Origin of the sequence: Pacificoceanicola onchidii, assembly GCF_004804335.1 — a bacterium.
Classification (GTDB): Bacteria; Pseudomonadota; Alphaproteobacteria; order Rhodobacterales; family Rhodobacteraceae; genus Pacificoceanicola; species Pacificoceanicola onchidii.
This window is the reverse complement of sequence record NZ_SRXY01000012.1, coordinates 1-26,415: the sequence shown is the minus strand read 5'-3', so window position 1 is coordinate 26,415 and position 26,415 is coordinate 1. Positions and strand designations below refer to the sequence as shown.

The following is a 26,415-nucleotide window of genomic DNA, read 5'->3' as shown; positions in this document are numbered from 1 at the left end:
GGCGCTGTTCCTACCTACAAGGCATGTATGGGGCGGCGCGTCCCATCCAATGGAGATTTTATGAAAGAGTCCCGGGCATAACGCCCGTTCCTGGCAAGCCCCTCAGGAACACCAAGACTGACAGGACCGCTCACGCGTGACGCTGGGCGGCCTTGCCCTGTTCTTTCCTAAAATCGAGACATCCCATGAATATCTCAAAGCACGAACAACGTGTTTTGCATGAACTCGCGCTTGGCGGGTCCATTCACTACGACCGCCTGGAAAACGGCAAGATCCACAACGTCACCTGCTACACGCGCGATGGGTACGTGCTGGAAGACTGCACCCTCGGCGTGTTTCAGCGCCTGCTGAAACGGCGCTTCATCCTGTCCCGCAACGGTCGTCCCTACCGCGCTTCCGCGCTGGGGATCCGCTCCGTGCGCGCGCAGCTCAACCAACGATGACAAGACAGACCCACGGATACAGATCATGCACATCACAACGGACTACAAAGACAAAACCGGCGCCATCCTTGCGCTGTTCTCGGACACGTTCACCGCATCGGAAGGAGCCGAGGCCGGGGCGGTGATCGGGCAGCTGGTGCAGGACATGCTCGCGGCGCTGCCCCCTGAGGACATGTCTGTGTTCTCGGCGGTCGAGGACGGGGCCGTGCTGGGCTGCGTGCTCTTCACGCGCATGACCTACCCGGAGGACGGGCGGACCGTGTTCATCCTCTCCCCGGCTGCGGTGGCCACCGGCCACCAGGGCCGGGGCCTTGGCCAGCGCCTGATCACCGGGGCGCTTGAGGTGCTGCGGCAGGCCGGGGTGGAGATTGTCCTGACCTATGGCGATATCGCCTTTTACGGCCGGGTCGGCTTTGCCCCGATCACCGAGGCCCAGGCCCGCCCGCCGCAGCCGCTGAGCTATCCCGAAGGCTGGCTTGGCCGGGCTTTGCCCGACGGGGCGTTCGCCCCGCTGGCCGGCCCGTCGCGCTGCGTCCCGCCGCTGGAGGATCCGGCGCACTGGTGACGCCGCGGGTGTCCGCGGCAGGGCCGGGCGCGCCGCCCGGTCAGAACCGGTGCGAGAAGGTCTTGTTGATGCTCACGAAGAGACTGTCGCTCTCGGCCCAGCCGCTGCCCACGGTGGTGTCACGCAGCATGCTGCGGCGGTAGCCGGCGCTGATCTGCCAGTCCTGCACGAACTGGTGGCTGATCGAGATATCCAGCGCGCCGCGCGTGGTGCGGGCGCTCATGGCGAGGTCTTCGGTGTCGATCCAGGACAGGCCGATCTGGCCACTGGTCAGCGGGCCGAATTCATGGGTCAGGCCAAGCGAGGCGAGGGTGAAAAGCTCTTCGCTCTCTTCCGTGCCGCTGGTCAGCCCGCGCCGCAGCTGCGCCGAAAACGCCCCGCGCGGCAGAGGTCGGTTGTAGCTCAGCGTGCCGGTCAGCGCGTCGGTGCCGTTTGCACTGCGGCTTGCGCCGAGGGTGAAGCCGAGCCGGTCCCCGCCCGCAAGCTCCGTCGACCAGCCGCTGTTCAGCGTGTAGCTGGTGCCTTCCTCCACCTGCCGCGCGCCGAGGCTGAAGGAGAGGGTGCCGCGCGGGCGGCTCTGCGACAGCCCCAGCGTCAGCGCCCAGGTCTCCCGCACCGGGCTGCTGTCCTGGTGGAACTCGGTATAGCTCAGCCGGGAATTCAGGGTCAGCGTCTCGGTCAGCGCCAGCCGCAGATCCCCGGTTGCGGTGTAGGATTCACTGTCGAAGAACAGCGCCGGATCGGTGCCGAAGTGATCCACGTGCTGCGCGCTCAGCCGCAGCCCGCCTTCCACCGGCCCGTCGATGCCGAACCGCACCCCGGCGCTGGCGCTGAGGGTGCGGCGCTGGCCCTCTGCCTCGCGGTCAACGCTGTCGATCAGGTCGTTGATCGTCTCGAATTCCTCCGGCAGCGTGCCGTCCTCGTTGAGGAAGTCCCGCAGATTGCGCAGGTAGGAGACCTCTTCGGTGCGCGCCGCAAACCGGGTTTCCAGCAGCGATTGCGTGCCGCTGCGGGCATAAGACAGCTCCACCCGCGGCGCCTGCAGCGCAAAGCTCACGTCATCTTCGTCATCCGGACCTTCGGCATGCCGCAGGCTGGCGCCAAAGCTCAGGCTGATGAAATCCGTGCGGGTCTCGCTCGACAGGACCAGCGCCAGCGCGGTGGCGGCGCGGGTGGTCCGGCCTTCGGAAGAAAGATTGAGATCGGCGTTTTCCGTGGCCTCGAAGCGCTGGTTCAGGCCAAGCCGCAGCCAGACACCGCCCGCATCTCCCCCGTCCTGCGCCGCCAGCGGCAGGGGGAGCGCGCAGAGCGCAAGGCCTGCGGCGAAAAGCGTGCGGAACAGGGCCACCGGGACGCCTCGGGCGGCTTATTCGAACAGGCGGCGCTGGGGGATGACAATGACGTCACCCTCCATCACCGGGGCCAGCCCCGCGCTGCTCTTGCCGCGCTCGATATGTTTGTAGTTCAGCGTGTAGATGCGCTCGCCTTCCTTGGTGCGGCGGCGCAGCTGGATGCGTTTCTTGGCAGCGAAATTGGTAAAGCCGCCCATCCGCGAGAAGACCTGCAGCACGGTGGTGCCCGGTTCAACCTCGAACAGCCCGGTCTTGGTCGCCTCGCCCAGCACGTAGACGCTGAGCATCCGGGCTTCCGGCTCGGGGCGCTCTTCGGGTTCGGTCACCTTGTTCACCCCGACATAAACCGTCGGCTTGAGCGAGAAGTTGTTGCTCAGCCCCGAGGTGATGGCCCGCTTCACCTGGCTGACCGTGCGGCCCGCCGCCTTGATATCGCCCGCCAGCGGCATGGAGATGCGCCCGTCCGGCAGCACCAGAAGCTCGCGGTTGAGGCTTTCGTCCTCCAGCACTTCGACGCGCAGCACATCGCCGGGCTGAATGCGGTAAGAGCCCTGCGCGGCGACCTGTGTGGTCAAAGCGAGCATGGCGAGGCAAAGCGCGAAACAGGCGCGGATGATCGTCATCATGAATCCCCCGGTCGAAATGATCGCCGCGTGTCATGGGCAGCAGGCACCGGCGCTTTCGCCTGTATGCCGGGGACGCGCGGCGCATACAATCTGTTGTGCGCGGATTGCGCGGATTTGTGTCCTTCTGCACGCAGTTCCGGCGTGGATTGGGGCGCTGCCGGGCATGAGCACACCCCCGTCCCGGACTTGATCCGGGACCTCATCGTCAGAGCACAAGCCGCGCCTGTGGTGAAGGGAGTTCAAGGCCAGGGTGCCCTGACCTTTAAAGCTCCGCCAGCGCCGCTTCTGCCTGGGCGCGCCAGGGCGCGTCGGTCTCGCCGCCGATGGCGAGACTGCGCTCCAGCGCCGCCTTGGCCTCCTCGGTGCGGCCCGCCTTGGCATAGGCAAGGCCGAGGTGCGCCGAGACGCTGGGCTCTTCGGGCAGGGCGGCAGCGGCCGCTTCAAGCTGGATGACCGCCTCGTCGATGTCACCGCGCAGGAACAGGATCCAGCCCAGCGTGTCCTGGAAAGCAGGCACGTCAGAGCCGGTCAGACGGCGGGCAATGGCATAGGCGCGGTTGAGATCCTCCAGCGAGTCGCGGTGGTTCGACAGCATCGAGGCGAGGTTGTTGGCCACCACCACATCCGAGGTCTGCTCGTCGTAGAGGATCTCGTAGACCGCGATGGCCTCTTCGAATTTCCCCTGTTTCTCAAGGCGGTAGGCCTCAAGCAGACGCAGGCGGCGGGATTTCGGCAGCAACTCGAGGCTGCGGCTGACCAGCTCTTCGGCCTCGGTTTCGCGGTCGGTGGCGCGCAAGAGGACCTGCAATTGCAGGATCGCCGGTTCGATGTCCGGCTGGCGCGAAAGCAGGTCGCGGTAGATGTCCTCGGCTTCCTGAAGCTGGCCTTGCAGCGCGTGCACGTTGGCGCTCAGAAGCTCCAGCGGGATGCTGCCGGGGTTCTCCGCAAGCTGTTCATCCACATAGGTGCGGGCTTCGTCGAGACGGCCGGTGAGCACCTGCGTGCGCACAAGCTGGATCACCGCGGAAAGGTTGGTGCCATCTTCGGCCGCGATCTGGGCGCGCAGGTAGTCGAGGCTTTCCTCGATCTGGTTCTGCCCGAGCAGCAGGCTGCTCTGGTAGACGCGGGCCAGCTGCAACGCCTGCGGCGTGTCCACCTGGCGCAGGGTTTCGATGATGCTCTGTGCCTGCGGCCATTTCTGCTGGCGCAGGTAGATTTCCCCGAGCAGGCCGAGGATTTCCACGTTTCCGGCGGCATTGCGGCGGGCGTTGATCAACACGCTTTCCGCCTGTCCAAGCCGGTTGCGGCCCACGAGATAGCGCGCATAGCGCACCGATTCCGCCACGCCGCCGTTGGAGATCTGCACCGCCAGAGACAGGCGTTCCTGCGCCAGTTCCGGGCTGCCGTCGCGCAGGTGCGCCTCGGCCATGAGCGCCAGAACCGTGGTGTCGCGCGGGCTCTGGTCCAGCGCGGTGCGCAGGTTGGCGATGGCCTCGCCGGGCTTGTCGTCCTGGATGAGCCAGGCGGCGCGCAACTTCAGGCCGCCGACGTGGCTGGGGTCTTCTTCGAGCACCCGCTCGACCTGTTCCCGCGCGCCGACGGCATTGCCGGTGGCGGTGAGCATCTGGGCGAGCATGACGCGGATGCGGCGGGTCTGATCCGAAGCGGTGGCCCCCTCAAGCACGGCCTGCATGGCGGCGATGGCCTCGTCCTGACGGCCCGCGGCGAAATCCGCCGAGGCGCGGGCGGCGCGGTACAGCTCGCCCGCCGGGCTGTCACCCGCGGCGGCAATCAGCGCGTCCAGCTCAGCCATGGCCGGCTCGGCGCCCTGCGTGCGCTGCAGCAGCTCGACAATGGCCATGTTGCCGTCGGTGTCCTCGGTCGGGCTGCCCGCTTCGCTGCGCAGGAAAGCCTCAGCCCCTTCAAAGTCCTGCTGGCTGATGTACCAGCGGATCAGCGAGGTGCGGATTTCCTCGTTGCCGGGATAGAGTTCATACATGGCCTGAAGATGCGGGCCGAGCGCCTCGATCTGGCCGAGGTTGGCCAGCAGCTGCGCGCGCAGGGTGTTCAGCTCCAGCGAGGTGTCGGCAAATTCAAGCGCCGCATCCACCTGTTCCAGCGCCGCAGCCCCCTCTTCGCGGCGCAGCAGATCGTCGATCACCACGCGCCGCGCAGCCAGCGCGTCCGGGGCCTCTTCGAGCAGCGCGCGGGCCTCTTCGACGGCCTCGGCCTGGCCATCGGGGTTCCGGGCCAGGGTTGCGGTGCGGTAGTGCAGGGCGGCGGCAATGGCGCGGGTGCCGGTGCTCTCCGGGGCCAGCAGCATGGCCTGTTCACCGTGCCGGATCGCCTCTTCCCAGTTGCGCCGCTCCAGCGCCATCAGCCCGAGCCGCTCGCGCGCCTCGGCGGTGTCGGGGTATTGCTCCACAAGGCGCAGGTACTGGCCATAGGCCTCCGACAGCTCGCCGCGCTCGTATTGCAGACCGGCATAGAGCAGGCGCGCCTCCTTGTGGAAGCCATCCGCGATGAACACGTTGCGCAGCTCGACCAGCGCCCGGTCGACGTCGCCGTCCTCGATATAGGTCAGCGCGGACTGGTAGAACCGCTCCGCCTTTTCCTCGTCGCTTTCGCAAGCGGCCAGAAAGGTGACACAGATCAGCAGGGCAGGCAGAAGTCGGGGAAATCGGAGCATGGGCAGTCTGTCACGTTAAGAAAAAGGGTATGGCTTTGCTGGTGTACTATGGGCAATCGGCCCGGAATGTCGACATCGAACCGGGCTTCGGCATGGATCAATTCCGCATTTGGGCGGATCGGGCGCCGGGCGCTGTGCTGCGGCCGGGCGGGTGGATGAGACTGATTTTTGAGCGGAAAATCGTTAATTTGCCGTGATCAGGGGCAATGAGCCTGCCGCATTGTCTGTACGGTAGACAGAATATATGTCATACCTCGGGCGGCAAAACCTGAGACTCCCTGGGCGTCGTCTTTGATGAGCCAGATCATTATTCGCATGGCCCGGAACCAACTATTTCATGAATAACCTGCAGCTTTATCTCAATCATTTCGGACTTCAGTCACGGCCCTTTTCCCTGACGCCGGACCCGGACTATCTCTACTGGACGCCTGCGCACAAACGCGCCTGGACCCTGCTGGAATACGGTCTGCTGACCTGCGCGCCGATCACGCTGATCACCGGCGAGGTGGGCGCGGGCAAGACAACGCTTCTGCGCCATTTCCTCAACTCCGCCGATCCGCTCTTGAGCATCGGCCTTGTGGCCAATGCCCACGGCGCGCGCGGCGAGCTGTTGCAATGGGTGCTGCAGGCGCTGGGGATCGAGATCACCGAAGGGGAGGGCTATGTCGCCCAGTTCGACCGGCTGCAGCAGTTCCTGATTTCCGAATACGCCGCCGGGCGCCGCGTGGTGCTGGTGTTCGACGAGGCGCAGAACCTGACGCGCGAATCGCTCGAAGAGCTGCGCATGCTGACCAACATCAACTCCGGCTCCGACGAGCTGATGCAGCTGGTGCTGGCCGGGCAGCCGGAGCTGCGCGACATGGTGCGCCGCCCGGACATGGCGCAGTTCGCGCAGCGCGTGGCGGTCTCTTTCCATCTCGGCCCGATGACCGCCGACGAGATCCGCGGCTACATCGCCCACCGCGTCGAAGTGGCGGGCGGCAAGTCCGATCTGTTCACCGACGCCGCCGTGGCGCTGATCTACCGCATGACCGACGGGGTGCCGCGGCTGGTTAACCAACTGGCCGAGCTTTCCTTGCTTTATGCCTTCGGGGGCTCTGAAGAGACCGTGGGGGAAAAGAGTGTTCAGGCCGTGCTTGACGATGGTGTATTCTTCGGGGCCGGCTCTTCCCCGCGTCTTGTTCCGGACGCCGAAGAACCGGAGGCGGATGTCGGTAAGAGGGCCGAGTGATGGATTTTGGGTATTACTTCCGAATTTTCCTGCGGCGTTTGCCCTGGGTGATCCTCTTCGTTGCGATTGGCAGCGGGGTGGGCTTCTACTTCGCCTCGACCCTGCCGCCGGTTTACAAGGCCGAAGCCCGTCTGCTGGTCGAATCCGAGCAGATCCCCGACGAGCTGGCCGCCTCGACGGTGCAGACCGCCGCCACCGAGCAGATCCAGATCATCCAACAGCGCATCCTGACCCGCGAAGTGCTTCTGGAAATGGCCAACCGGCTGGATATCTACGACGATGCGCGCATCCCGGCGAGCGACAAGGTCGCGGACCTGCGCGAGCGGATCGGCATCGCGGTGCAGGGCGGACGCAATCAGGCCACGCTGGTCAATGTCAGCTTCAAGGCGGACAAGGGCCAGCAGGCGGCAACGGTCACCAATGAGATCGTCACGCTGATCCTGAAGGAAAACGTGGCCATGCGGACCACGGTTTCGGGCCAGACGCTGGATTTCTTCACCCAGGAGGTGGACCGGCTGGGCCAAGAGATGTCCCGCCTGTCGGCGCGGATGCTGGCCTTCCAGGAAGAGAACCTCGACAGCCTGCCGGACAGTCTCGATTTCCGCCGCTCGCGTCAGGCCTCGGTGCAGGAGCGTCTCGCCGCGCTCGACCGCAACGAAAACGCGCTCAAGGACCGCCGCAACCGGCTGGTCGAGCTGTTCGAAGACACCGGCACCGTGCCCGATGCCGAAGCCGGGCAGCAGCTGACCGTCGAGGCCCGCCAGCTGATCGCGCTGAAGCGGGATTACTCCAGCTCCGTGGCCATCCTGTCGCTCGACAACCCGAAGATCGCCGTGCTGCGCGCCCGCATCGCCGCGCTCGAAGAGGTGGTGGCCGAGCAGGAGAGCCAGGCCCAGGCCAGCGATGGCGCCTCTTCCGAAGTGGGCTTGCCGCCGAGCCCCTTCGAATTGCAGCTTGCGGATATCGACGCCCAGATCGCCGCCATCGAGCGCCAGCGCGTCGAGCTTGAGGCGCAGATGGAAGACCTGGTCGAGACCATCTCGGAGACGCCCGGCAACACGGTGACGCTCGACGCGATGAAGCGCGACTACACCAACCTGCAGACCCAGTATAACCAGGCCGTGGCCAACAAGGCCCGCGCCGAGACCGGCGACATGATCGAAGCGCTCTCCAAGGGGCAGCGCATCAGCCTTGTCGAACAGGCCATCGCGCCGCAGAACCCGGTCAGCCCGAACCGCCCGCTGCTGCTGGCCGGGGGCTTTGGCGGCGGTCTGTTTGTGGCGCTTGGCCTGATCGCGCTGCTTGAACTGCTGAACAGCGCCATCCGCCGCCCGTCGGAGATTGGCGACAAGCTCGGCATCGCGGCGCTGGCCACCGTGCCCTACATCGAAACCCGGGCGCAGATCCGCCGCCGCCGCATCGTGCGGGCCTCGGCCTTTGCCGCTGTGCTGCTGGTCGGTGTGGGCGGGGCCTGGGTCCTGCTGGGGCCGGGAGGCGCGCTTGGCGGCGACCTGATCCAGCGTATCCTGAGCCAGCTCAACTCGCTGACATCCGCAGTCTCTTCCTGATCGAAAGTCACTGATATGGAACGTATTCAGGCTGCCATTGCCAAGGCCCGCGCCGAACGCCAGGGCACCCATGACACCGCCGCGCCGCATCCCGTTCTGGGCAATGCCGGGCAACATGACATCAGCGGCCACTGGGAGGCGCTGCCCCGGCATCCGCTGGACCCGAAAGTGGCAGAACACAACCGGATCGTGCAGAGCGGGCAGGGCGGGGAGAGCGCCGCCTTTGACCTGATGCGCACCCGCACGCTGAAGATGATGCAGGAGAACGGCTGGAAGCGTCTTGCCATCACCTCGCCGACGGCGGGCTGCGGCAAGAGCACGGTGGCGATCAACCTCGGCCTCAGCCTGACCCGGCGCGACGATGTCTCGACGATCCTCATCGAGGCGGACATGCGCCGCCCGAGCCTTGCGGACAAGCTGGGCATCCGGCGCAACTACCTCGCCGCCGACGTGCTGCGGGGGGCCGCGCCTTTTGCCGACAACGCCTGTCGGATCTCCGATCGCTTTGCGGTTTCGACCAATGACCGGCCGGTGCCGAACTCCTCGGACCTGCTGCAGGCGCCGCAGGTGGGCGAGATCCTGCGCCAGATCGAACAATCCTACGCGCCGACGCTGATGATCTTCGACATGCCGCCGCTTCTGGTGAATGACGACACCATCGGCTTTCTCAATCACGTGGACTGCGTGATGCTGGTCGCCGCTGCCGAACAGACCTCGATCAAGCAGGTCGACGAATCCGAACGCGAGATCGCCTCTCACACCAATGTGCTGGGCGTCGTGCTGAACAAGTGCAAGTTCTCCGGCGGCACCTACGGGTATGGCTACGATTATTATTGAAGGCAGGATCGTATCATAAGAAAATCCGGTGACCGCGTACCATTTGAACCCATTGGATTTTCTACCTCATAACTCCTTGATTTTGCTGATGCAGAAAACGTCCTAGAAAATCATTCTTTCAAGTGGGACAGTGAACGGCTCCTGTGCGGGACGAAGCGGTCGCTGATCGTGAGAAGTCCTGATGTCGAAATTGGCCTGAAGCGGCCGTTCATCTGCACCCGAGCGCAGAATCAAGGCCGCAGGCCGCCGCGCCATCGACGGGCCGTCCCCACGGCACGGCGATTGGGGTGTTGCTCGGAACTACACCTGCCTAGCGCGCCAGTGACAGGGATAAATCGAGGGGATCAGAAGGAGGATCGCCGTACCACGGCCCGTCGATGGCGCGGCTTGTGCTCTAATCCTGAGGTCCCGGATCAAGTCCGGGACGGGGTAGGCTCAATGTCCACTCAAGGCTCTTTGAGCCGGATCCTCCCGAACCCAAACTCGGCACTCTGGGCTCAGAGCGGACTTGCGACGACGCGGCAAGGTTAGCCTTGTGATACGATCCTGCCCCCTACCGGAAACTACCCCCTATAGCGTTTCGAGAAACGTTTGCATTGGCGATACTCTGTCTGGGCAGTTTTCGAAACGCTCGAAGCCAGACCTTTGGCCCGCCGCGGCGCATCTGCCGGGCGGGGGTTTGCCTATAAGTGATGTGAGAGCCTGAAAAAGGCGGCCGCCCAGTGACGGATCATCAAGGCCGGGGCGTTTAATCCCGGCTTGTCAGTCTGATCAGATCGAACATCCCCCAGATGGGGCTACCGCATTGGCCTGGTGAGAGCCGTTGCGGTTCAATCCGGTTTTCCAGTTGGTACCGGGGAGGACTGTGCCCGCAGGCCATGAACAAGAGGTTAGACCACCGTACGCCAGACATGCAAAAGGCGCCCGTGAGGCGCCTTTCTCATGAGATGACGAACCTGACGGGTGATCAGGCTTTCTTGCGACGACGCAGGGCAGCGATGCCACCCAGAGCCCCTGCAAGCAGCAGACCACCGGCCGGCAGCGGAACCGGAGCGATTTCCTGGAACGCGCCTTCGGAGATTTGGAAGCTCAGCGTGCCAGACGGATCGTTGCCGTCATAGAAGCCGAGGTAGTAGGTGCCTGCAGCCAGAGTCACGTAAGGGTTGACCGTGTCCGGGTTGTGCGAGGTCAGCGGAGCGCCCACAGTGTTTGTCGCAAGGTTACAGTTGCCGCGTACCGGCAGAAGAACATTGACGTTGTTACAGGCTGCGTGCTGGGTGGTCTGGCGCGCGCCGCCATCTTCCAGAAGCATGAAGCCGGTGTACTGGCCTGCTGTCGATTCAACGAGGCTGACGATGTAGAGGTTCGACGTGGTGTCGATGGTGAACTTCGCGTACCCGGAAGACGGGTTCGTCGTCCAGTCGAACTCGACGTTTGCAAATGTTCCGTAGCTTGTCGCGGTGACAACACCGCTGCCGTTCGAAGCAACCGAATCAATTGTCGTCAGTGCCTGAGCACTGCCAGCGGCCAGGGCAGAAAGACCCAAAACCCCAAAAAATTTAGCAAAATTAACAGTCATCTCTACAATCCCTTCACGTCGGGCAAGCCCTGCCATGAAACACGACAGGAATTTCTTAACCTTTTGATAGCACTCCCGCCCCGGACATGCACACGATTTTTTCTAATTTCCGTGTGTTTTTGGGGTGTTTGCGCGGAATTCATCCCAACGTGATGGTTTTTTCCGCGCAGCGCAACCATAGAGTGTTTTTGTCTGGCGATGTCAGCGCAGGGCTTGTCCGATCATCCACAGGCCGCGCCGGATGCGCAGCCGGTAGAGCGTGCCAAGCGCCGCCAGCCGTTCCTGACCCGAATCCAGGCGCGCTGAACGCAGCACCTTGGGGGTGTGGGCCAGCGCCGACAGCGGCATGGCCAGCGCCCTGAGACCCCAGCGCAGGCGTCCGGCCGCGCCGTGATCGCGCAGCCCCCATGTCTCGTCGGTCAGCCGCCGCCACTTGCGCCGCAGCGCGGGCCAGTCGGAGCGGGAAGGGTGGCTGGCGCAAAGCTCTTCGGCATAGACCAGCGCAAAACCCGCCGCGGTGGCACGCTGGCACCAGTCGAGATCTTCGGACAGACCGGGACGAAAGCCGCCAATGGCGTCAAAGACCCCGCGCCGGGTCACCAGGTTGCCGGAGCCGGAAAAGCCCTTCTGTTCAATGTAAGTCTTGAAATCAAAGGCAAAAACCGCCTCGAAAGCCTCTGCGCCGGAGCGCGGCGGCGGGGTTTCGTCAAACACCGGAACAGAGCCGCCCACCAAGGGCGCGCGGTCCCGTACCGCAAAGGCGGTGGCCAGCCAATCCTGAGCGGGCAGACAATCGCTGTCGATGAAGAACAGCGCCGGGGCGGTGGTTTCGGCAACGCCGCGATTGCGCGCCAGCGCCGCGCCCTTGCCGGTCTCGACGATAAAGCGCACCTGCGGCCAGCGGGCCATGTACGCGGGTTTCAGCGCCGGATCGGAGTTGTTGTCGACCACGACGATCTCTGCGGTCCCCGGCGCATCCTCCAGCTGCGGCACCAGCGCATCGAGGCAGCGCGCCAGCCGCGTCTGATCGTTGTAATGCGGGATGATGACCGCTGCGTCGGGGGGGCTTTGGCTCATATGTATCTCTGGATCACGCGTTTGGCGACGACGGTGGCGTTCAGCCGGTCCACATCCACGCTCCGCCCCCGCATCTGCCCGATCAGGATCGCGGTTTCGGCAAAGGTCGAATGGCGCGAACAGATCAGGTGATCACAGCCGGCCAGCAGGTGAATGTCGATCAGGGCGTTCTCCGCCTCGCGCTGCTTTTCGATATCCGCCTGCGGCAGGTGCAGCCGCGCGCCATCCTCGGGCAGGTATTTGTCGGTGAACTGCACATCACCGTAGCGGGCGGAAAAGCGGTTCTGGATCTCCACATTGTCGGTGGCGAGGAAGATGCGCGCATCCGGCGCCTTCTTCAGCGCCGCATCCAGCGCCGCCTCCAGCGGCTCCACCGCGATCTTGCGGTCCGTATAGCGCACGTGCACGCCGATGAGCGGGCGGCCAAAGCGCTCTTTGTAGCCCGCCACAGCCTCGCGCACGCGGGCGTTTGGGGTGAAATAGCGATCGAGGTAGTCGCGCAGCAGCGCATCCTCGGATTTGCCGCGAAACCGCGCATCGCGGCGCAGGTGGCGGGTCAGCCGTCCGAACTTGGGCAGGTAACACCAGAACACCGCCAGGTCTTCCGGCGCATCAAGCCGGGTGAGATCGGTGCAGAAGCGGCGGTAGACGCGCGCGCCGGAGTGCAGCTTCGGGTCGATCTCGTCGATCAGATTGACCGGGCTCTTGCGCAGGTTGCCCTGCCAGATCGCCGGGGAGACCGGCCCCTCGAAATCGTCGAACTCCTCGATCGGCGTGGTCAGCGGCGTGTCGAAGAGCAGCGGATAGGCATTTTCGCCCGTGGGCGCATAGCTGCCGTCGCGCCAGTCGATGATCGGCCGCCGCCCGGTCAGATCGGCAAAGATCAGACCCGAAACCGCCGAGAGCATGCGGTTGCCAAGCCCACCCTTGGCCTTGATGATCAGGGTCTTGTCCATGGCTCAGTCGATCCCCAGCTCGCTCTTGATGTCGAGATAGGTCTGCGCCAGCGCCTCGCGCGGGGCGTCGAACAGCCGGTCGATGGCCGGGCGCGCGGCGCGCATGCCGCGCAGGTCCTCCGCCGCGCCCTTGTCGCCCTTGAGCGAGCGCAGCCAGGCGTTGAGGATGCGCAGGCGGGTGTAGCTCTTGGTCTTGCGGATCGCCTCGGCGCGCTCGGCGGCGGAAAGCCCCCGGTCGGTCACATGTTTGGCCATCAGGTAAGCGAGGTTCGCCAGCCCCATGGCCCCCAGCCCGTAGCGGTCCGCGCGCCCGCCGGGGAAGCGGTGGTGGTAGACCTTGCCCTTGTGGGCGCCGACAACGCAGCCGTGATCAGTCACCGCCCAGGAGGCATCGGTGTCCTCGAACAGCGAATAGCCGCCAAACACCGGCTCGAAGCCCACCGCCTTGATCGCCTGCGTGCGGAAGGTCATGCGAAAGCCGGTCATCCATTCCACGTGCACCGCGTCGATCTCGGCCATCCACGGCAGATCCGGCGCGCGCGCCACCAGCGCCTTGCCGATGACCATGCGCGGGTTGATGTCGGGCAGCATGCGGCCAATGCGCGTGCGCCATTTGACGGTTTTGGCCTCGGCGGTGTGGGCGTCGGACATGGCATAGGCGGCCTCGTCCAGCGATCCCGGCGGCGGCACCAGCGAGATGCGCGGGTTGACCGCGGCCACCTTCTTTTCCGTGTCGCGCTCGTAGACCTCGAGGATCGCGGCGGAGGTGCCGGGAAAGAACAGCGTGTCATCGTCGGGCAGAAAGACGATCTCGGCACTGACATGGGTCAGGCCCCGGTTGCGCTGGCGGGTCAGGCCCTTTTCGGAATGCTCGCAGATCACCTCGACGTCATGGCCCGCCGTGGTCTCGGCCACCACCTGCGCCACCGGCGCGTGATCGTCCGAGCTGTCGATGACGATCAGCTTCTCCGGCACCCGCGACTGGCTCAGCAACAGCGGAATGGTCAGGGCCAGCGCGTCAGGGCGATTGCGGGTGGCAATGACAACGTCAAAGCTCAGGGGGGCGGAGGAGGCGGGAGCGGTCATGTGGGGAAATCCGGCGCAGAGCGGCCGGCGGGGTCTCCGTAGGGTCAGAATGCATCAGTCAATAGAGCCGCGCCAAGGCCGGCGGGCCTTGAGAAAACCGATAGCCTGCGGGTTTGTAAGGCTCAACCCGGAATTCAGCGCAATCGCGCAGAACCGGCCCCCGGCGTCCGGGGTGCCCGGCTTTGAGGCAGGGGCTGCCGCGTTTTGCCTTCTGCCTTGTCCCCCGTCTTGCCTTCTGTCTCCTGTCCCGCCCTGTCTTCGGCCTTGACCGGGGCGAAGCGGGAAAAGCGGGTGCCGGAGCGGGCCGCGGGCCCGGTCTCATCGGCGCGGGCCTCTTCATCCGCAGAGGCGGGCTGCGCCTCGATCAGCCAGATCCCGGCCCCGAACATGAAGAAGACAAGCGAAAAGACATTGCCCCAGATGTGCACCGTGGCCAGCGTGAAGCTCAGCCCGACAAAGGTGAAGATCCAGGCCAGCCGGATATTCCTGAGGCGCATGTCCTCGCCGTAGCGGCGGAACATGATGCGGAACACCGGGACAAAGACCCCGATCATCAGCATCAGAAAGGCCGGGATGCCGTAGCGCATGGCCATGAGCAGCCAGAAGTTGTCGACGCTGGAGCTGTGCATGAAGCTGGGCCGGACCCAATCGTTGAAGCCCAGACCCAGCAGCGGGTTGGCCCAGACGTTCTTCAGCCCGTGCTCGAAGATCAGGCCGCGCCAGTAGGCGGTGTCGGCAGAGAAGGTGGCATAGCTCATGAAGACGCGGATCGGGGTGCGGTTGGACAGCAGGTCCACCACCACATAGGCCACCACCATGAGCCAGAGCAGGATCCACCAGCGCTGGGGCACACGGGAGAGGATCGTGTTCCAGCTGACAAGGCCGATGAACAGCATCATGGCCAGAATCGCGCCGCTCGACAGGGCCAGACAGCCGGTGACCAGCACCACCGCCGCGATGACATAGCGCCGCCCGGTCGGGATCTGGTCCTTGAGGGCGATGAACACCATGGAGAGCGCCATCGAGCAGAACAGGCCGAAGTGGATCGGGTGGGCAAAGACGGTCTGCACCCGGTCCAGCCCGAAGCGCATGTTGCTGACGTTGGTGGTCACCGAGCCGAAACCGGGGATCGAGGCGAGGAATTCACCCAGGAAAAGCCGCCGGGTAAACGCCTCGGCAAAGGCAAAGGGCATGAGGAACAGCACCATCCAGAGCAGCACATGGCACAGGCGCAGGAATTGCTCCGGCGTGCGCACATAGGCGCGCCCGATCACATAGCCGCCGAGAAACTCCATCGCCGTCGCCCCGGTGTTCTCGATCACCATGGCGGGGTTGTTCTTCATCAGCGCGAGCATGGTCCAGAACATGAAGCCGGGGAACAGGATGTCCGGCAGGCGGATCCGGCCGAAATGCCCCATGTAGATGCGCACAAGCAGCGGCACGGTCATGACCAGCAGCAGCAGGCGCAGGTTGCTCATCGCCAGCGGCCCCAGCCGGAAAGACAGCGGCAGGACCATGCAGATCAGGTAGGTCATCACCACCCAGGACAGCCCCGTCTCCCCGCGCGCCCCGAGACGGGGGCGGGCATTGGGCAGGGCGCCTGTCAGGCTCGGATCGGTCACCGCCATCGCCCGTCAGCCCTCCGGTTGCAGCCAGCCGGCACCCAGCCCGGCCCCGTCCAGAACGCCGCCTGCGCGGTAGTAAAAGTTGCTGATGTCATGCGGATCGCCGTTCAGCGCATTGACGAAAAGCGCATCATAGTGGTTCGACACCCCGCGCCGCTTGTCCTGGATCAGCGCATTGTCCCGGATGTCCCAACCGCCCGCGCGCCGGGGTTTGGGCACCTTGGGGGCAATGTTGCGCAGCACCTCGACATTCTCGCAGCGCTCCTTGACCCGGATTGTCGGGGTATAGAGCTGCGGGTTCTTCTTGGGCCCATCAGAGCGCGGATTGCGGATCAGCGTGTTGTTGCGGATCGTCAGCCCGACGGTCTCCCCCACGGTGATGCCGTGCAGGTGCGCGTTGATGATGAGGTTCTCCTCGATGAGCATGTCGCGGTAGAACATCTCGCGCCCGGCTTTGCCGGTGTCGACCATCTCGTTGCGGATGAAGATCGACTGGCTGTAAGGCCCGTTGCCCGAGTTCAGCAGGTTCTTGCGGATCACGATACGCGCGCTCGGGCGCTTGGTCCGGGTTGTCCAGAACTGGATCATGTCCGGGTGGCCCCGGTCCTCGGGGCTGCGCAGGAACTCGGTGATGTGATTGGCCTCGACCCGCAGGTCCTGCACCTGGGCGAAGTTCATCCCGTCCACGCGCATCGAATGCATCCGGTTGGCGAGGATCTGCAGGTGTCGGCAGTCGTTACAGCTCAGCCCGGTGGTAAACCCGTGGAACAGGTTGCGAAAGACCACCGTTTCGCGGCAGCGGGTCAGCCCGAGGCAGAAAGCCCAGCCAAAGCCGTCCTGCGGCTTGCCCGTGCCCTGCGCCTGATCGCCTTCGAAGCGGCAATCGGCGATCACCGCGCCTTCGGTGTTCACCAGTGAAAAGGCTTTGAAGGTGTATTTGTGCTCGGGCTCAAAGCTGTAGTCGAAGACCAGTTTCTCAAAGCTGACATGGGCGCAATCCCGCACCCGCAGCCGCCCGATCCGGGCCGGGTTGGCGGGGTCTGCCGAGGTCAGGACAATGGGCGCGCCCGGTTCGCCGCGCAGCGCCCTGATCGGCAGCCGCGGATAGGAGCCCGGCGCAAGGCGGATCAGCGTGCCCGGGCCGGCCTGCCCAAGCGCGGCCCTGAGCGCCGCTTCATCCGCCACATCCACCACCTGGCGCGGCGCGCTCTGCGCGTGCAGCCCGCCGAAAGGCAGGGTCGCAAGACCCGCGCCAAGCGCCAGCAGGCGGCGCCGGGACAGGGCCGGGGCAGGGAAGGAGGACAGGGAAAAGGACATTACGGGCAAAGGACCGGTTCGAAAGGATATCGCGCCGGAGCTTACGGGATTCCCCGCCGCGCCGCCAGAGCGGGCCGGGGCGGGATGACATTTGCGTTAAGAGAGGTCAGGCTGCGTTCAACTGTCCCGCCCGGCGGCACCGCCGGGCAGCGCCTGCCTGCCCACCCGCCGCCAGGCGAGCCTTGAGCCTCAGGCCTCGTCCCGGTACCCGGTCAGCCAGTCCTTGCGCGCCGCCCAGATCTCGCGCCATTTACCCGCGTTGGCGCGGCGGCGTTCGGAGCCGCTCAGCGCCAGGACTGCGCTGGCCCCGCGCCGCACAGCGCCCCAGAGCCACATCATCCCAAGCCCCAGCGGCACCTGCCAGCGCGGCCAGTGCTGGCGCAGGAGCGTCACCCGCGCCCGCGCCACCATCACCGTCTTGCGCGCCACCTTGCCCGACGAAGCCCCGACCAGATGCATGATCTGCGCATCCGGCGTGATCGCGGGACGATAGCCTTTGGCCCCGGCGCGCAGGCACAGGTCCGCCTCTTCGCCATACATGAAGTATTTCAGATCAAAGCCGCCCAGCTCGTCCCACAGGCTGCGCGGGATCATCAGGAAGCAACCCACGACGATGTCCACCTCGCGCACCGTGTTGCGCGGCCAGTCGCCCATGCCTTCGGGGTTGAACAGGACCGAGCCCCGAAACGCCGCCGTCAGCCCGGTGGTGATGCAAAACACCGACCACGGCGTGATGCGCATCCAGCAGGAAGCGGCGTTGAGCGAGCCATCGGGGAACACCGTCCGCCCCCCGGTGATCCCGGCCAGCGGGCGGCTCTTGGCAAAGGCCAGAAGGTTGTCGATAGCGCGGGGATGCACCTCGGTGTCGGGGTTCAGCAGCAGCAGCCAGTCGGTCTTCGCCTCAGCGGCCACAAGGTTGTTGGCCTTGGCAAAACCGTGGTTCTCGGAGGAAGCGATCAGCTCCACCTGCGGGAAATGTTCGGCCACGGCCTCCGCCGAGCCATCGCTGGAGGCATTGTCCAGCACCACCACATGCGCCCGCGCCTCATGCGTGTTCTCGAAGAGGGTCTCAAGACATTTCAGCGTCAGATCACGGGTGTTGTAGCTGACAATGATGACGGTCAGCTCGGCGGGCGCGCCGGGCTGGCCAGTCAGGGCGGGGGGAATGGACGTCTGGGACAAGGGATCACGGTCTGAAAAGAGGTTTCCTTTAGAACGCAGCTTGGGGGTGGGAGGTCAAGGGGGGAGGCAAGAAGGCCTCTCCGGCTGCGCCAGATTTGTGCACCACGTCAGCACGTTTCTTTTTAACGGCTTGGCCTTTTGTGCGCGGGTCGGCTTTGCGGACAAAGCGGTCGCTGATCGTGAGAAGTCCTGATGTCGAAATTGGCCTTGCGCGGTCATTGCGCCCCCCGTCCCGGGCTTGATCCGGGACCTCTCGACCAAAGAGCAAGCCGCGTCATCGACGGGCCGTGGTGCGGCGATCCTCCTTCTGATCCCCTCGATTTATCTCAGATACTGGCGCGCTAGGCTGGTGTGGCTCGATACGACAACCCAATCGCCGTGCCGTGGGGACGGCCCGTCGATGACGCGGCGCCCTTCGGGCTTGATTCCGCGCCTTGGGTGAGATGAACGGCCGCTCAAGGCTCTTTGAGCCGGATCCTCCCGAACCCAAACTCGGCACTCTGGGCTCAAAGCGGAGATTGCAGGATGGCTCGCGGCAGTGCGGTAAAAACCGCAAAAGCCCTTGTCTGGTCAACCGTCAGCAAGCCCCCAACACCCCCCATCCTTGACATCCCCCAGCCCAACTCAAATAACACCGCGACCCTCCAATGAGAGACGAGAGCGATGACAGACATGAGCACGGCGAAGATGACCCTCGATTGGGTCCCCTTTACCCCCAAGGATGTGCCCCTCGGGCATGATATTTCCCTGCTCGATCTGTTCTGGCTGGTCAAACAGGAGCATGAGACCTGCTATCTGCTCGAGAGCATCTCGCATCCGCGCCATCAGGACCGGTTTCACGTCCTCGGCTTCTCCCCTGCGCTCCTGCTCAGCGCCCGGGGCGATACGCTGACCGTCACCGGCAGGCCCGAGATCATGGGGCGGTGTTTTGGCACCGAAACCGATAGTCTCAAGATTGAAGGTGTAAACCCTTACGAGTACCTGTCGGACAATCTCGACATGAACCGGGGCGCGCGGTCGCATCAGGGGGGGCTGATCGGGCTCTTTTGCCATGAGGCGATGAATTACTTCGAGCCGAGCATGAAGCTCGAAGAGCATCCGGTGTTTGAGCCGTTCCGCCTTGGGCTCTATCTCGATGGCCTGATCCTCGACACGGTGACGCAGTCCCTAAGCTATTACACCTATGACGAGGACCGCTCTGAGGAGGTCAAAGCGCTTCTGAGCAAGCTGCCGCTGGAGAACTCTGGCGGGCCGGTTGAGACGCGCTATCTCGGGGCCTCCGAGACCGAAGAGAGCTTTTCGAAGAAGGTGGCCGACACCCAGCAGAAGATCTGCGAGGGCTATTCGTTTCAGGCCGAAGTGGGCATGAAGTCCTACTTCGAGGTCAAAGGCGACAAGTTCACCGCCTACAAGCACCTGCGCGAAGTGAACCCCAGCCCCTACATGTATTACCTGCAATTCGGGGAGCAGGAGCTGTTTGGCGCCAGCCCCGAAATCCTGATCAGCTCCAAGAGCGGCCGCATCCTGACCACGCCCACCGCCGGCACCATCCGGCGCGGGGCGGATGAGGCCGAGGACGTGGCGCTGGCCCGGCAACTGCTGTCCGATCCCAAAGAAATTGCCGAGCACAACATGCTTGTCGATCTGCACCGCAACGACATCTCCATGGTCTGCCAGCCGGGAACGGTTGTGGTCGAAGACCTGATGTATGTGATCAAGTTCAGCCATGTGCAGCACATCGTGTCCAACGTTGTGGGTGTGCAGGCGCGGGACAAATCGGGCTTTGACGTGCTGCGCTGCATCCTGCCCGGCGGCGTGGTCACCGGCGCGCCGAAGATCGAAACGGTCAAGATCATCGACGCCAATGAAGCCCAGCCGCGCGGCCCCTATGGCGGGGCGGTGGGGCGCTTTGGCTTCAACGGCGATTGCGATTTCTGCCTGCCGATCCGCAGCCTGTTCTGCGACGGCGATCAATGCTTTGCCCAGACCTCTGCCGGGGTGGTCTATGACAGCCGCCCGGCGCATGAATACCAGGAGGTGCAGCGCAAACTGGACGGGATGAGGAAGACGCTGGCCAAATTTGCGGGAGAGGCCCAATGAGCAAGCTGCGGATTCTGCTCGTCGACAACTACGACAGCTTCACCTTCAACCTCCTGCACATGCTGGAGGAACGGCCCGATGTGGACCTGACCCTCGTGCGCAATGACGACGATTTCCTGCCCTTGCTTGAGGCCGGAGAGATCGACGGCGTGCTGATCGGCCCCGGTCCGGGCAGTGCCGAGGATGAGGCGTATTTTGGCCGCAACGCCGAGGTGATCACGGGTTATGGCCCCAAGGGTCTGCCGATCCTGGGCGTCTGTCTCGGGTTTCAGGGGATTTTCCACCTCTTCGGCGGCACGCTGAAACAGGCGGCTTTGCCGGTGCATGGCAAGGTCAGCGCGCTGGACATCTGCGGCGACGATCCGATCCTGCAGAACGTGCCGAACGGGTCGATGGTGATGCGCTATCACTCGATCATCGCGGACCCGGAAGGCGGCATTCCGGACGTGCTGGAGGCGACGGCCTATGCGGAAGCCAGCGAAGAGTTCGCGGCCAATGGCAAAGAGCTCATGGCCTTCCGCCACCGCGAGCTGCCGATCTTCGGCGTGCAGTTCCACCCCGAATCCTTCGGGACGAACTTCGGCCATACGATGATCGACAACTTCTGCCGGATCGTGGCGGAGCGGAAAGCGGGGTAGGGGCGAAAATCCTGTTCGCAAAAGAAAACGGGACGGCGTAAAGCCGTCCCGCGCCGTTTCAGGCAAGCCACTCCGAGATCATGCCGAGCAGGTCAAAAACCCGCTCATCGATCAGGAGTTCGAAGAGGGCATCGGGGATTACCACCCAGGCTGCAATCTTCACATTCACGGTCAGCATCGGCGTTTTCATGGCGTGTCTCCAGTGCCTGACAGAGACGCTTCCCGATGAAGCTTCCGTGCCAGGGAGGAAATGCACAAGAAGCCGAACCCATCGGGACGTATCAGGCGGAAGACAGCGGACGCTGCATGCCGTTCTCTAAAACGTGGGCACGATCTGCCACAATTCAAGAACCCTCGGGCCGCAATGGTGCGGGTCAGGCAAACATGCCGGATCGTGGCGGAGCGGAAGGCGGGGTAGGGATGGCGCAGCCCCGGACCTGATCCGGGGCCTCCTCAGTGATTTTCGAGGCGACTGTCAGCCCTGCCTAGTGTCCCGCAGTCACAGCCGCTTGGCATCGTCCGGGTAGGGCTCTCATCACGCTGAACTGGAAAAATGTCTGCGGGCTTGGCGGCGGGTCCAGAGCGGGCAGAACCTGCCGGATCCCGCCCGTCACCATCGGTTGGTTTGCCAGAACGATGCCGGTTTCCAACACGTCACAGCGCGCCACCACGAAACCCGGTCGCGCGTTGTCGGTCAAATCAACCCGTCCCGGCGCGGCCAGTTGCTCTTGGTGCCATGTTCTGGCCGCCAGTTCGGCCTCATCCCAAGTGACCCAATCCTGCCAGTCCCGTGCAAACTCGGCTTTCAAATCGGGATGGCTGCCCCATAGGATGCAGCCCCGTACAGCGCCAGAGGGCGGCGGGAAAACCGTGGCGAGCAAGGTTCCCGCCTCAGTGTCCAGACGGATGCGCTGTTGGCGGTCGTTTTGGTCAAGGACTGCGCCCAAGGCCAAAAGCGGGGCGGGTGTGTTTTGAACAACGCTGGCTTCACAGGCGGTAAAGATGGCGCTCAGAGACACCTCGGCGGTTGCCTGCACAGGCAAAAAGGAAAGTGCTGCAAGGCCCGTCGCAAAACCAAGTGTCCGGTACAAGATCGGGTCTCCCTCGTGACTGTGCGCGATGAAACACCCCATACCGACGGAGAGCAAGAGCCGCAGATCAGCCCCGAGACCGGCGGCGCAGCAAGGCGATCCCGCCCAGAGCCGTCAGAAGCAGGGGCAGGCCTGCCGGCAGTGGTACGGCGGCCGGGCCGGAGACCGTGATCTCAAGGCTGCCCACGGACCCGAGGCGCAGGATGGAGCTGTCGGAGAAGGGCGCGTCATTGTATTCGACCACAAGGCTGAAGAAGCCCACGGACCCGAGGCCAAGGGTCTCGCCGTCGGCAAGCTCGTCAAACAGCTCCGAGACGGTCGAGAAAATCTCGACATCCTCCTGCATGCGCAGTTCGAGATAGACGGACTTGATGGAAATGAGCGGGATACCGGTCGGCAGGAAGCTGCCCTCGTAGGTGCCAAAGAACGCATCGCGCTCATCCCCCAGCTGCACCTGGTTGAAGGTGTTGAGCGTGGGCGCACCCGCGGACTCGATGTTGACGCCATTGATGTCGATGTCGACCTCGGTGATGACGGAGTTGAACAGCCCGCCCGAGACCCAAGTGGCGCCTTCGGTCTCATAGGTCACGGTGCCCGAATAGCCGCCGGACCCGGGCAGCCCCGGGTTTGATGTGGTCAGACCAGCGAATTCCACGGTGACCGTGGTCGCCTGTGCCGCCGTTGCGACGCCGAAAACAAGCGCCACTGCGGTAAGAAAAGATTTCAACGGAAATACCCCCCATAAAGGATGAAAAGACCCTGTCCGGGCGACGCGCCCGAAGGGCGCAGCTTACTGCGCCAGTCGGCCACGGACAGTCAGGAATACCTTAGGGCCCGCTGATCTGCGCTGCGCGGCAAGGAGGAATGGGCGTTATCACGCGGTTGGATTTCGCACGGGTGACCCCGCGCTTTGCGGCCACCGCAAAACCCGGATAACCGATGTTATGTTGTTTACGTGACCAAGACGCACCACGGGGTTCTCAGGCGAGGGAAAATCTCCTACCGTCCCGGTTGTGTTTCTTAACAGGCATTCCCGGATCTCATGTTTTTCCTCTCGCGTCTTGCTCTTTTGGCCCTTCTCTGTGCGCTTCCCTTCCTTCTCTGGCCGCCCGCTGTCTGGCTGGTGGTGCTTTGCACGGTGGGCGCCGGGGGGATCGCGCTGTTCGGGCTGTTTGATCCGAAATACCGGCTGCAGCGGGCGCTGGTCACCCTGGCCGCCGTCGCCTGTGGCTGGATCGCCCTCGGCAGCGCGCGGCCGGTGAGCGAGACCATGATCCCGGACCCGCAGTTGCGGGACTGGGTGAATTACATCGTCGACTGGGTCACCCCGGCGGGGCTGAACCTCTGGGTGCTGGCACTGGTGGCGCTGCTGGTCGTGGTGCTGGGGGGGCTCGAAGCGCGGCGCATGGGGCTTGAGGCCGGGGACGAGACTGGCGTCAGCCTCGACTGGATGCCGGAGCTGTCGTTCTTTGGCCATGACCCGATCCAGAAAACCCCGGTGGTCGATCTGCGCGTGCTGGCCGACAATGGCGCGGACACCGCCACCCACATCAACCATGGCCGCCTGCGGCTGTTCTGGCTCTTTGACATGAGCGCCACGCTGCATCGCGTGAGTGAGGCGGTCGTCCCGCTGGCCGCGGGCGAAACGATTGCGCTGGAGCCACAGGCCCAGACCCCGGTTCACCTGAGGGCACAGGCGCAGACCGGGCTCTTGCGCCTGCTTTTGCGCGCGTTCGACACGCCACCCGGACGGCTGACCGGCGTGCCCTGCACCGTGCATCTGGCCAAGGCCGAAAAAGCCCTTTGGGTCAGGCCGCGGCAGGCGGGTAATGGGCCGTGATGATCATCAGCCGTGACGGGTTGCTCTGCACCCCGAAGCGGATGTGCACGCCGAAATAGCGCTCGATGATGAGCGCGTCATAGGCGGCCCGGTAGGCCGCGCGCTTTGCCTCGGGCACGCTGTCCCAGCTTTCCCGGACATGGCCCGGCCCCTTGCCGCCCACGTTGTGCACCGCCTTCATGCGCAGAGCGATGAGGTCCAGAAGCGCCTCGGCGCTTTCTCCAAAGCCCCGCGCCTTGGCGGCACAGGACAACGGGTACAGCACCTGGGCGCGTACGCCCGCTTGCAGATGAACCTCGAAGTCTGCAATGGGCGTGCGCATCAGGCGGCTGCGGCCCCGCCGCTGTCCGTGCCTTCGGCGCGCGTGCGATCGGCAAAGGTCGCCAGAACATCCTGCAGGCCGGGATTATGCAAAAGCGCATAGGTGGTTTCCCGCACCAATTGCTCGATCTCGGCTTCCAGCATCGTGTCTTCGGGCGGCGGCTGTATGGCCTGCCCGAGCGGCTCGGCGCTTTCGGGCACGCCAATCCCCTCGCCCGGCCAGTCCATCGCGGCCTGCGCCTGCGCATCGGCCCCTTCCAGGGTCAGCAGGTCAGGAATCGGAATAACGGCGGCGCGCGCATCACCGTGCCTGGTGATGATCACCCGCTCTCCCATTTCGTTCACCCTGTCGACCAGGGTCGCAATGGTTGCCCGTGCGTCGGAGACCGAAACCGTTGGGTAACGGCCGGTCACGGCATCCTTTTCTGCTACAGTATCCATTTTTTTCTCCAAATCGGATTACACCCCAGTTATGTACAAAACCCCCCGCGTCAGTCAAGGGTATTGTACAATTTTTCAGGGTTTCCCTTGAAAATCACCCCTCAATATTGTACATAAATACGCCAGAACCCTTGAAGTTGTTGAAAGGGACACCAAATTTCTCTGAGATTTGTACAAAATCATTTCCGGACAACCCTCCCCCTGAGGAAGGGCCGGATGGACTGGAGACAGTGATGAACAGAAGAACGAAGATGACAGTCAGAGGGCTGCTGCCTGCCGGATACGAAGTTCTTGGTGGTGTTCCCTGTTTTAAAAAACCGGCCCAAACGCTCCGGGCCATGCGCCGCCCGGATCGGCGCCAGCGCATCCTCGGGCAGCTGCGACAGTTGCAGTGCCACGTGGTTGGCACCCCGCGCAACGCTCCCTCGGACTGCCTTGTCATCGAAGTGGCGCAGGTCTCGGACTTGCTGGTTCACTACTCCCGAGGCGAAAACTGCATCATCGTTATCGACTTCGAAACCACGGACCACGATCCGGGCCAGCTGCCCGTCGTGGTCCGTGATCGTTTTGTGCTTCCCAATATGCTCAGAACGGACAGACGCGGGTCAGGGCCCGTTGGCCTGTCCGATCGGCACCGATCCGGTGACCGGAGCCTTGATGACGCGATCCTGAACGCCCGCGCCCGGACCGGGGACAATGGGTATGTCTTCTCCGGCCCCCTTGGCAGCAGCACCCGCCGAGTGCTGGCGCTGGCCGCCCTGCAAGCCGCCGCAGCGGGCAAGCGCCCACACCCGGCCCTGTCCGGTGCGCGCAGACAGACCGCCGACGGCAGTGACGCCCTGCTCGCCCTGATGCTGCTCGCCAGCCGCAGCGGCCGCGACCAGCGCCGCCGCGCCCGGGCCCTTTTGCCAACCCGTTCGGGACGCTAAGCCACCCCGCCTCCGCCCCGGCCCCGCGCCGGGGCGGAGACCCGCCCTGCCTGCGACCAACCGCTCAAGCATAAAAAACAAGCAGATTTTCGGCAGAAACCCCTGTACATCCGGGTCCAACGCTTGCCAAACAGGCATAAAGCAACCGTTCATGGTAGAGATTGCATAGCCATGGGCGACGGCACCATTTCGCTGCCAGAAGGCCCGGGTTCAGGAGACACGGACAGATGACAACCAGGGGGACCCCGCCGGAGGACGCAAAAGCCATGCGGCTTCTGGTTCTCGGGATCAACTATGCCCCTGAATTCATCGCAACCGGTCTCTACACAACGGGATTTGCCGAATACATGGCGCAGGAAGGCGTCGAGACCCATGTGGTCACCGCCCGCCCCTATTACCCCGCATGGCGCACCTTCGACGGCTGGAAGCGGCCGTGGTGGAAAACCCGCACCAGCGAGAACGGCACACGAATCGTGCATTGCCCGATCTACGTGCCCGCCGTGCCCAAGGGCGCGCGCCGGATGCTGCATTACATCAGCTTTGCCCTGACCGCCCTGCCGGTGCTGCTGTGGAAGGCGCTCACGCGCCGCCCCGATGTCATGGTGCTGATCGCGCCATCGCTTTTGCCCGCGCCGCTTCTGCTGGCCGTGGCCAAGCTCAGCGGGTCAAAAACATGGCTGCATGTGCAGGATTTCGAGGTCGAGGCGGCCTTTGCCACCGGCCTTTTGCAGAAACACAGCCGCGGCGGGCGCTTTGCGCTGAATTTCGAGCGCTGGGTCATGGCGCGGTTTGACCGGGTCAGCTCGATCTCCCAGCCGATGCTCGCCAAGCTGCGCGCCAAAGGCGTGCGCAAGGAACGCGTTGTGGAATTCCGCAACTGGGCGGACCTTGAGCGCGTGCAGCCGCTGACCGGCCCCTCGCC

26 protein-coding genes are annotated in these 26,415 nt (G+C 64.3%); 11 read left to right on the top strand and 15 right to left on the bottom strand.

What is annotated here, in order from left to right:
• Positions 1-185: 185 nt before the first annotated feature.
• Both E4662_RS22995 and E4662_RS22990 read left to right on the top strand, forming a co-directional pair.
• Positions 186-443 carry a YjhX family toxin gene (locus E4662_RS22995; RefSeq protein ID WP_136443983.1) on the top strand — a complete coding sequence of 86 codons (258 nt, stop codon included), beginning with the start codon at positions 186-188 and terminating at the stop codon, positions 441-443.
• A gap of 25 nt (positions 444-468) precedes the next feature.
• On the top strand, positions 469-1,008 hold the full coding sequence (locus E4662_RS22990; RefSeq protein WP_136443982.1) for a GNAT family N-acetyltransferase: 540 nt from the start codon (positions 469-471) through the stop codon (positions 1,006-1,008).
• 40 nt (positions 1,009-1,048) lie between these two features.
• On the opposite strand, the gene E4662_RS22985 is transcribed toward E4662_RS22990, so the two are convergent.
• The 3 genes from E4662_RS22985 to E4662_RS22975 all read right to left on the bottom strand — a co-directional run bounded on the left by E4662_RS22985 (position 1,049) and on the right by E4662_RS22975 (position 5,675).
• Entirely contained in the window at positions 1,049-2,356 is a 1,308-nt protein-coding gene (locus tag E4662_RS22985; RefSeq protein WP_136443981.1) for a hypothetical protein, read from the bottom strand.
• Between the two features lie 18 nt (positions 2,357-2,374).
• Positions 2,375-2,986: a polysaccharide biosynthesis/export family protein gene (locus E4662_RS22980; RefSeq protein ID WP_240705304.1), complete on the bottom strand. Its 612-nt coding sequence runs from the start codon at positions 2,984-2,986 to the stop codon at positions 2,375-2,377.
• A 262-nt stretch (positions 2,987-3,248) separates the two neighbouring features.
• The gene (locus tag E4662_RS22975) at positions 3,249-5,675 is read right to left on the bottom strand and encodes a tetratricopeptide repeat protein (protein ID WP_136443980.1); all 2,427 of its coding nucleotides are present in this window, start codon (positions 5,673-5,675) and stop codon (positions 3,249-3,251) included.
• 29 nt (positions 5,676-5,704) lie between these two features.
• Between E4662_RS22975 and E4662_RS24190 the strand changes: the two genes are divergently transcribed.
• From E4662_RS24190 to E4662_RS22960, 4 genes are all read left to right on the top strand, one after another.
• Entirely contained in the window at positions 5,705-5,872 is a 168-nt protein-coding gene (locus E4662_RS24190) for a hypothetical protein (RefSeq protein WP_168798066.1), read from the top strand.
• A 140-nt stretch (positions 5,873-6,012) separates the two neighbouring features.
• Positions 6,013-6,906 carry an ExeA family protein gene (locus E4662_RS22970; RefSeq protein ID WP_136443979.1) on the top strand — a complete coding sequence of 298 codons (894 nt, stop codon included), beginning with the start codon at positions 6,013-6,015 and terminating at the stop codon, positions 6,904-6,906.
• Positions 6,906-8,474 (top strand): GumC family protein, encoded by a 1,569-nt coding sequence (locus tag E4662_RS22965; RefSeq protein WP_136443978.1) that lies wholly within the window; start codon positions 6,906-6,908, stop codon positions 8,472-8,474. Before E4662_RS22970 ends, E4662_RS22965 begins: the two co-directional genes overlap by 1 nt.
• A gap of 15 nt (positions 8,475-8,489) precedes the next feature.
• On the top strand, positions 8,490-9,311 hold the full coding sequence (locus tag E4662_RS22960; protein WP_136443977.1) for a CpsD/CapB family tyrosine-protein kinase: 822 nt from the start codon (positions 8,490-8,492) through the stop codon (positions 9,309-9,311).
• 967 nt (positions 9,312-10,278) lie between these two features.
• Here the strand turns inward: E4662_RS22960 and E4662_RS22955 are convergent.
• The 7 genes from E4662_RS22955 to E4662_RS22925 form a co-directional block, all read right to left on the bottom strand.
• Positions 10,279-10,890 carry a VPLPA-CTERM sorting domain-containing protein gene (locus E4662_RS22955; protein ID WP_168798065.1) on the bottom strand — a complete coding sequence of 204 codons (612 nt, stop codon included), beginning with the start codon at positions 10,888-10,890 and terminating at the stop codon, positions 10,279-10,281.
• A gap of 201 nt (positions 10,891-11,091) precedes the next feature.
• The gene (locus E4662_RS22950; protein WP_136443975.1) at positions 11,092-11,967 is read right to left on the bottom strand and encodes a glycosyltransferase family 2 protein; all 876 of its coding nucleotides are present in this window, start codon (positions 11,965-11,967) and stop codon (positions 11,092-11,094) included.
• The gene (locus E4662_RS22945; RefSeq protein WP_136443974.1) at positions 11,964-12,923 is read right to left on the bottom strand and encodes an O-fucosyltransferase family protein; all 960 of its coding nucleotides are present in this window, start codon (positions 12,921-12,923) and stop codon (positions 11,964-11,966) included. Before E4662_RS22945 ends, E4662_RS22950 begins: the two co-directional genes overlap by 4 nt.
• Before the next feature lie 3 nt (positions 12,924-12,926).
• Positions 12,927-14,009 carry a glycosyltransferase family 2 protein gene (locus E4662_RS22940; protein WP_136443973.1) on the bottom strand — a complete coding sequence of 361 codons (1,083 nt, stop codon included), beginning with the start codon at positions 14,007-14,009 and terminating at the stop codon, positions 12,927-12,929.
• A 134-nt stretch (positions 14,010-14,143) separates the two neighbouring features.
• The gene (locus E4662_RS22935; RefSeq protein WP_136443972.1) at positions 14,144-15,637 is read right to left on the bottom strand and encodes an O-antigen ligase family protein; all 1,494 of its coding nucleotides are present in this window, start codon (positions 15,635-15,637) and stop codon (positions 14,144-14,146) included.
• Between the two features lie 6 nt (positions 15,638-15,643).
• A complete protein-coding gene (locus E4662_RS22930; protein WP_136443971.1) occupies positions 15,644-16,951 on the bottom strand; it encodes a right-handed parallel beta-helix repeat-containing protein in 1,308 nt (435 codons plus the stop codon).
• A 189-nt stretch (positions 16,952-17,140) separates the two neighbouring features.
• Positions 17,141-18,133, bottom strand: a complete 993-nt coding sequence (locus tag E4662_RS22925; protein ID WP_240705303.1) for a glycosyltransferase family 2 protein — start codon at positions 18,131-18,133, stop codon at positions 17,141-17,143.
• Between the two features lie 663 nt (positions 18,134-18,796).
• Between E4662_RS22925 and E4662_RS22920 the strand changes: the two genes are divergently transcribed.
• Together E4662_RS22920 and E4662_RS22915 are read left to right on the top strand one after the other, a co-directional pair.
• Positions 18,797-20,233 carry an anthranilate synthase component I family protein gene (locus E4662_RS22920; protein WP_136443970.1) on the top strand — a complete coding sequence of 479 codons (1,437 nt, stop codon included), beginning with the start codon at positions 18,797-18,799 and terminating at the stop codon, positions 20,231-20,233.
• Positions 20,230-20,871 (top strand): anthranilate synthase component II, encoded by a 642-nt coding sequence (locus tag E4662_RS22915; RefSeq protein ID WP_206080348.1) that lies wholly within the window; start codon positions 20,230-20,232, stop codon positions 20,869-20,871. Before E4662_RS22920 ends, E4662_RS22915 begins: the two co-directional genes overlap by 4 nt.
• 58 nt (positions 20,872-20,929) lie before the next feature.
• On the opposite strand, the gene E4662_RS24450 is transcribed toward E4662_RS22915, so the two are convergent.
• The 3 genes from E4662_RS24450 to E4662_RS24390 form a co-directional block, all read right to left on the bottom strand.
• Positions 20,930-21,061 carry a hypothetical protein gene (locus E4662_RS24450; RefSeq protein WP_276606325.1) on the bottom strand — a complete coding sequence of 44 codons (132 nt, stop codon included), beginning with the start codon at positions 21,059-21,061 and terminating at the stop codon, positions 20,930-20,932.
• A gap of 295 nt (positions 21,062-21,356) precedes the next feature.
• Positions 21,357-21,962 carry a hypothetical protein gene (locus E4662_RS22910; RefSeq protein ID WP_136443969.1) on the bottom strand — a complete coding sequence of 202 codons (606 nt, stop codon included), beginning with the start codon at positions 21,960-21,962 and terminating at the stop codon, positions 21,357-21,359.
• Between the two features lie 67 nt (positions 21,963-22,029).
• Positions 22,030-22,689 carry a VPLPA-CTERM sorting domain-containing protein gene (locus E4662_RS24390; protein WP_240705302.1) on the bottom strand — a complete coding sequence of 220 codons (660 nt, stop codon included), beginning with the start codon at positions 22,687-22,689 and terminating at the stop codon, positions 22,030-22,032.
• A gap of 315 nt (positions 22,690-23,004) precedes the next feature.
• Between E4662_RS24390 and E4662_RS22900 the strand changes: the two genes are divergently transcribed.
• Positions 23,005-23,802: a hypothetical protein gene (locus E4662_RS22900; RefSeq protein ID WP_136443968.1), complete on the top strand. Its 798-nt coding sequence runs from the start codon at positions 23,005-23,007 to the stop codon at positions 23,800-23,802.
• Here E4662_RS22900 and E4662_RS22895 read toward each other — a convergent pair.
• Complete coding sequence (locus tag E4662_RS22895) at positions 23,771-24,124, bottom strand: hypothetical protein (protein WP_136443967.1); 354 nt, start codon at positions 24,122-24,124, stop codon at positions 23,771-23,773. The two genes, E4662_RS22900 and E4662_RS22895, sit on opposite strands and share 32 nt — an antisense overlap.
• Entirely contained in the window at positions 24,124-24,564 is a 441-nt protein-coding gene (locus tag E4662_RS22890; protein WP_136443966.1) for a type II toxin-antitoxin system Phd/YefM family antitoxin, read from the bottom strand. Before E4662_RS22890 ends, E4662_RS22895 begins: the two co-directional genes overlap by 1 nt.
• A 251-nt stretch (positions 24,565-24,815) precedes the next feature.
• Between E4662_RS22890 and E4662_RS22885 the strand changes: the two genes are divergently transcribed.
• Positions 24,816-25,493: a hypothetical protein gene (locus tag E4662_RS22885; protein WP_168798064.1), complete on the top strand. Its 678-nt coding sequence runs from the start codon at positions 24,816-24,818 to the stop codon at positions 25,491-25,493.
• 227 nt (positions 25,494-25,720) lie between these two features.
• A partial coding sequence (locus E4662_RS22880) for a glycosyltransferase (RefSeq protein ID WP_168798063.1) occupies positions 25,721-26,415 on the top strand: 695 nt, incomplete at its 3' end.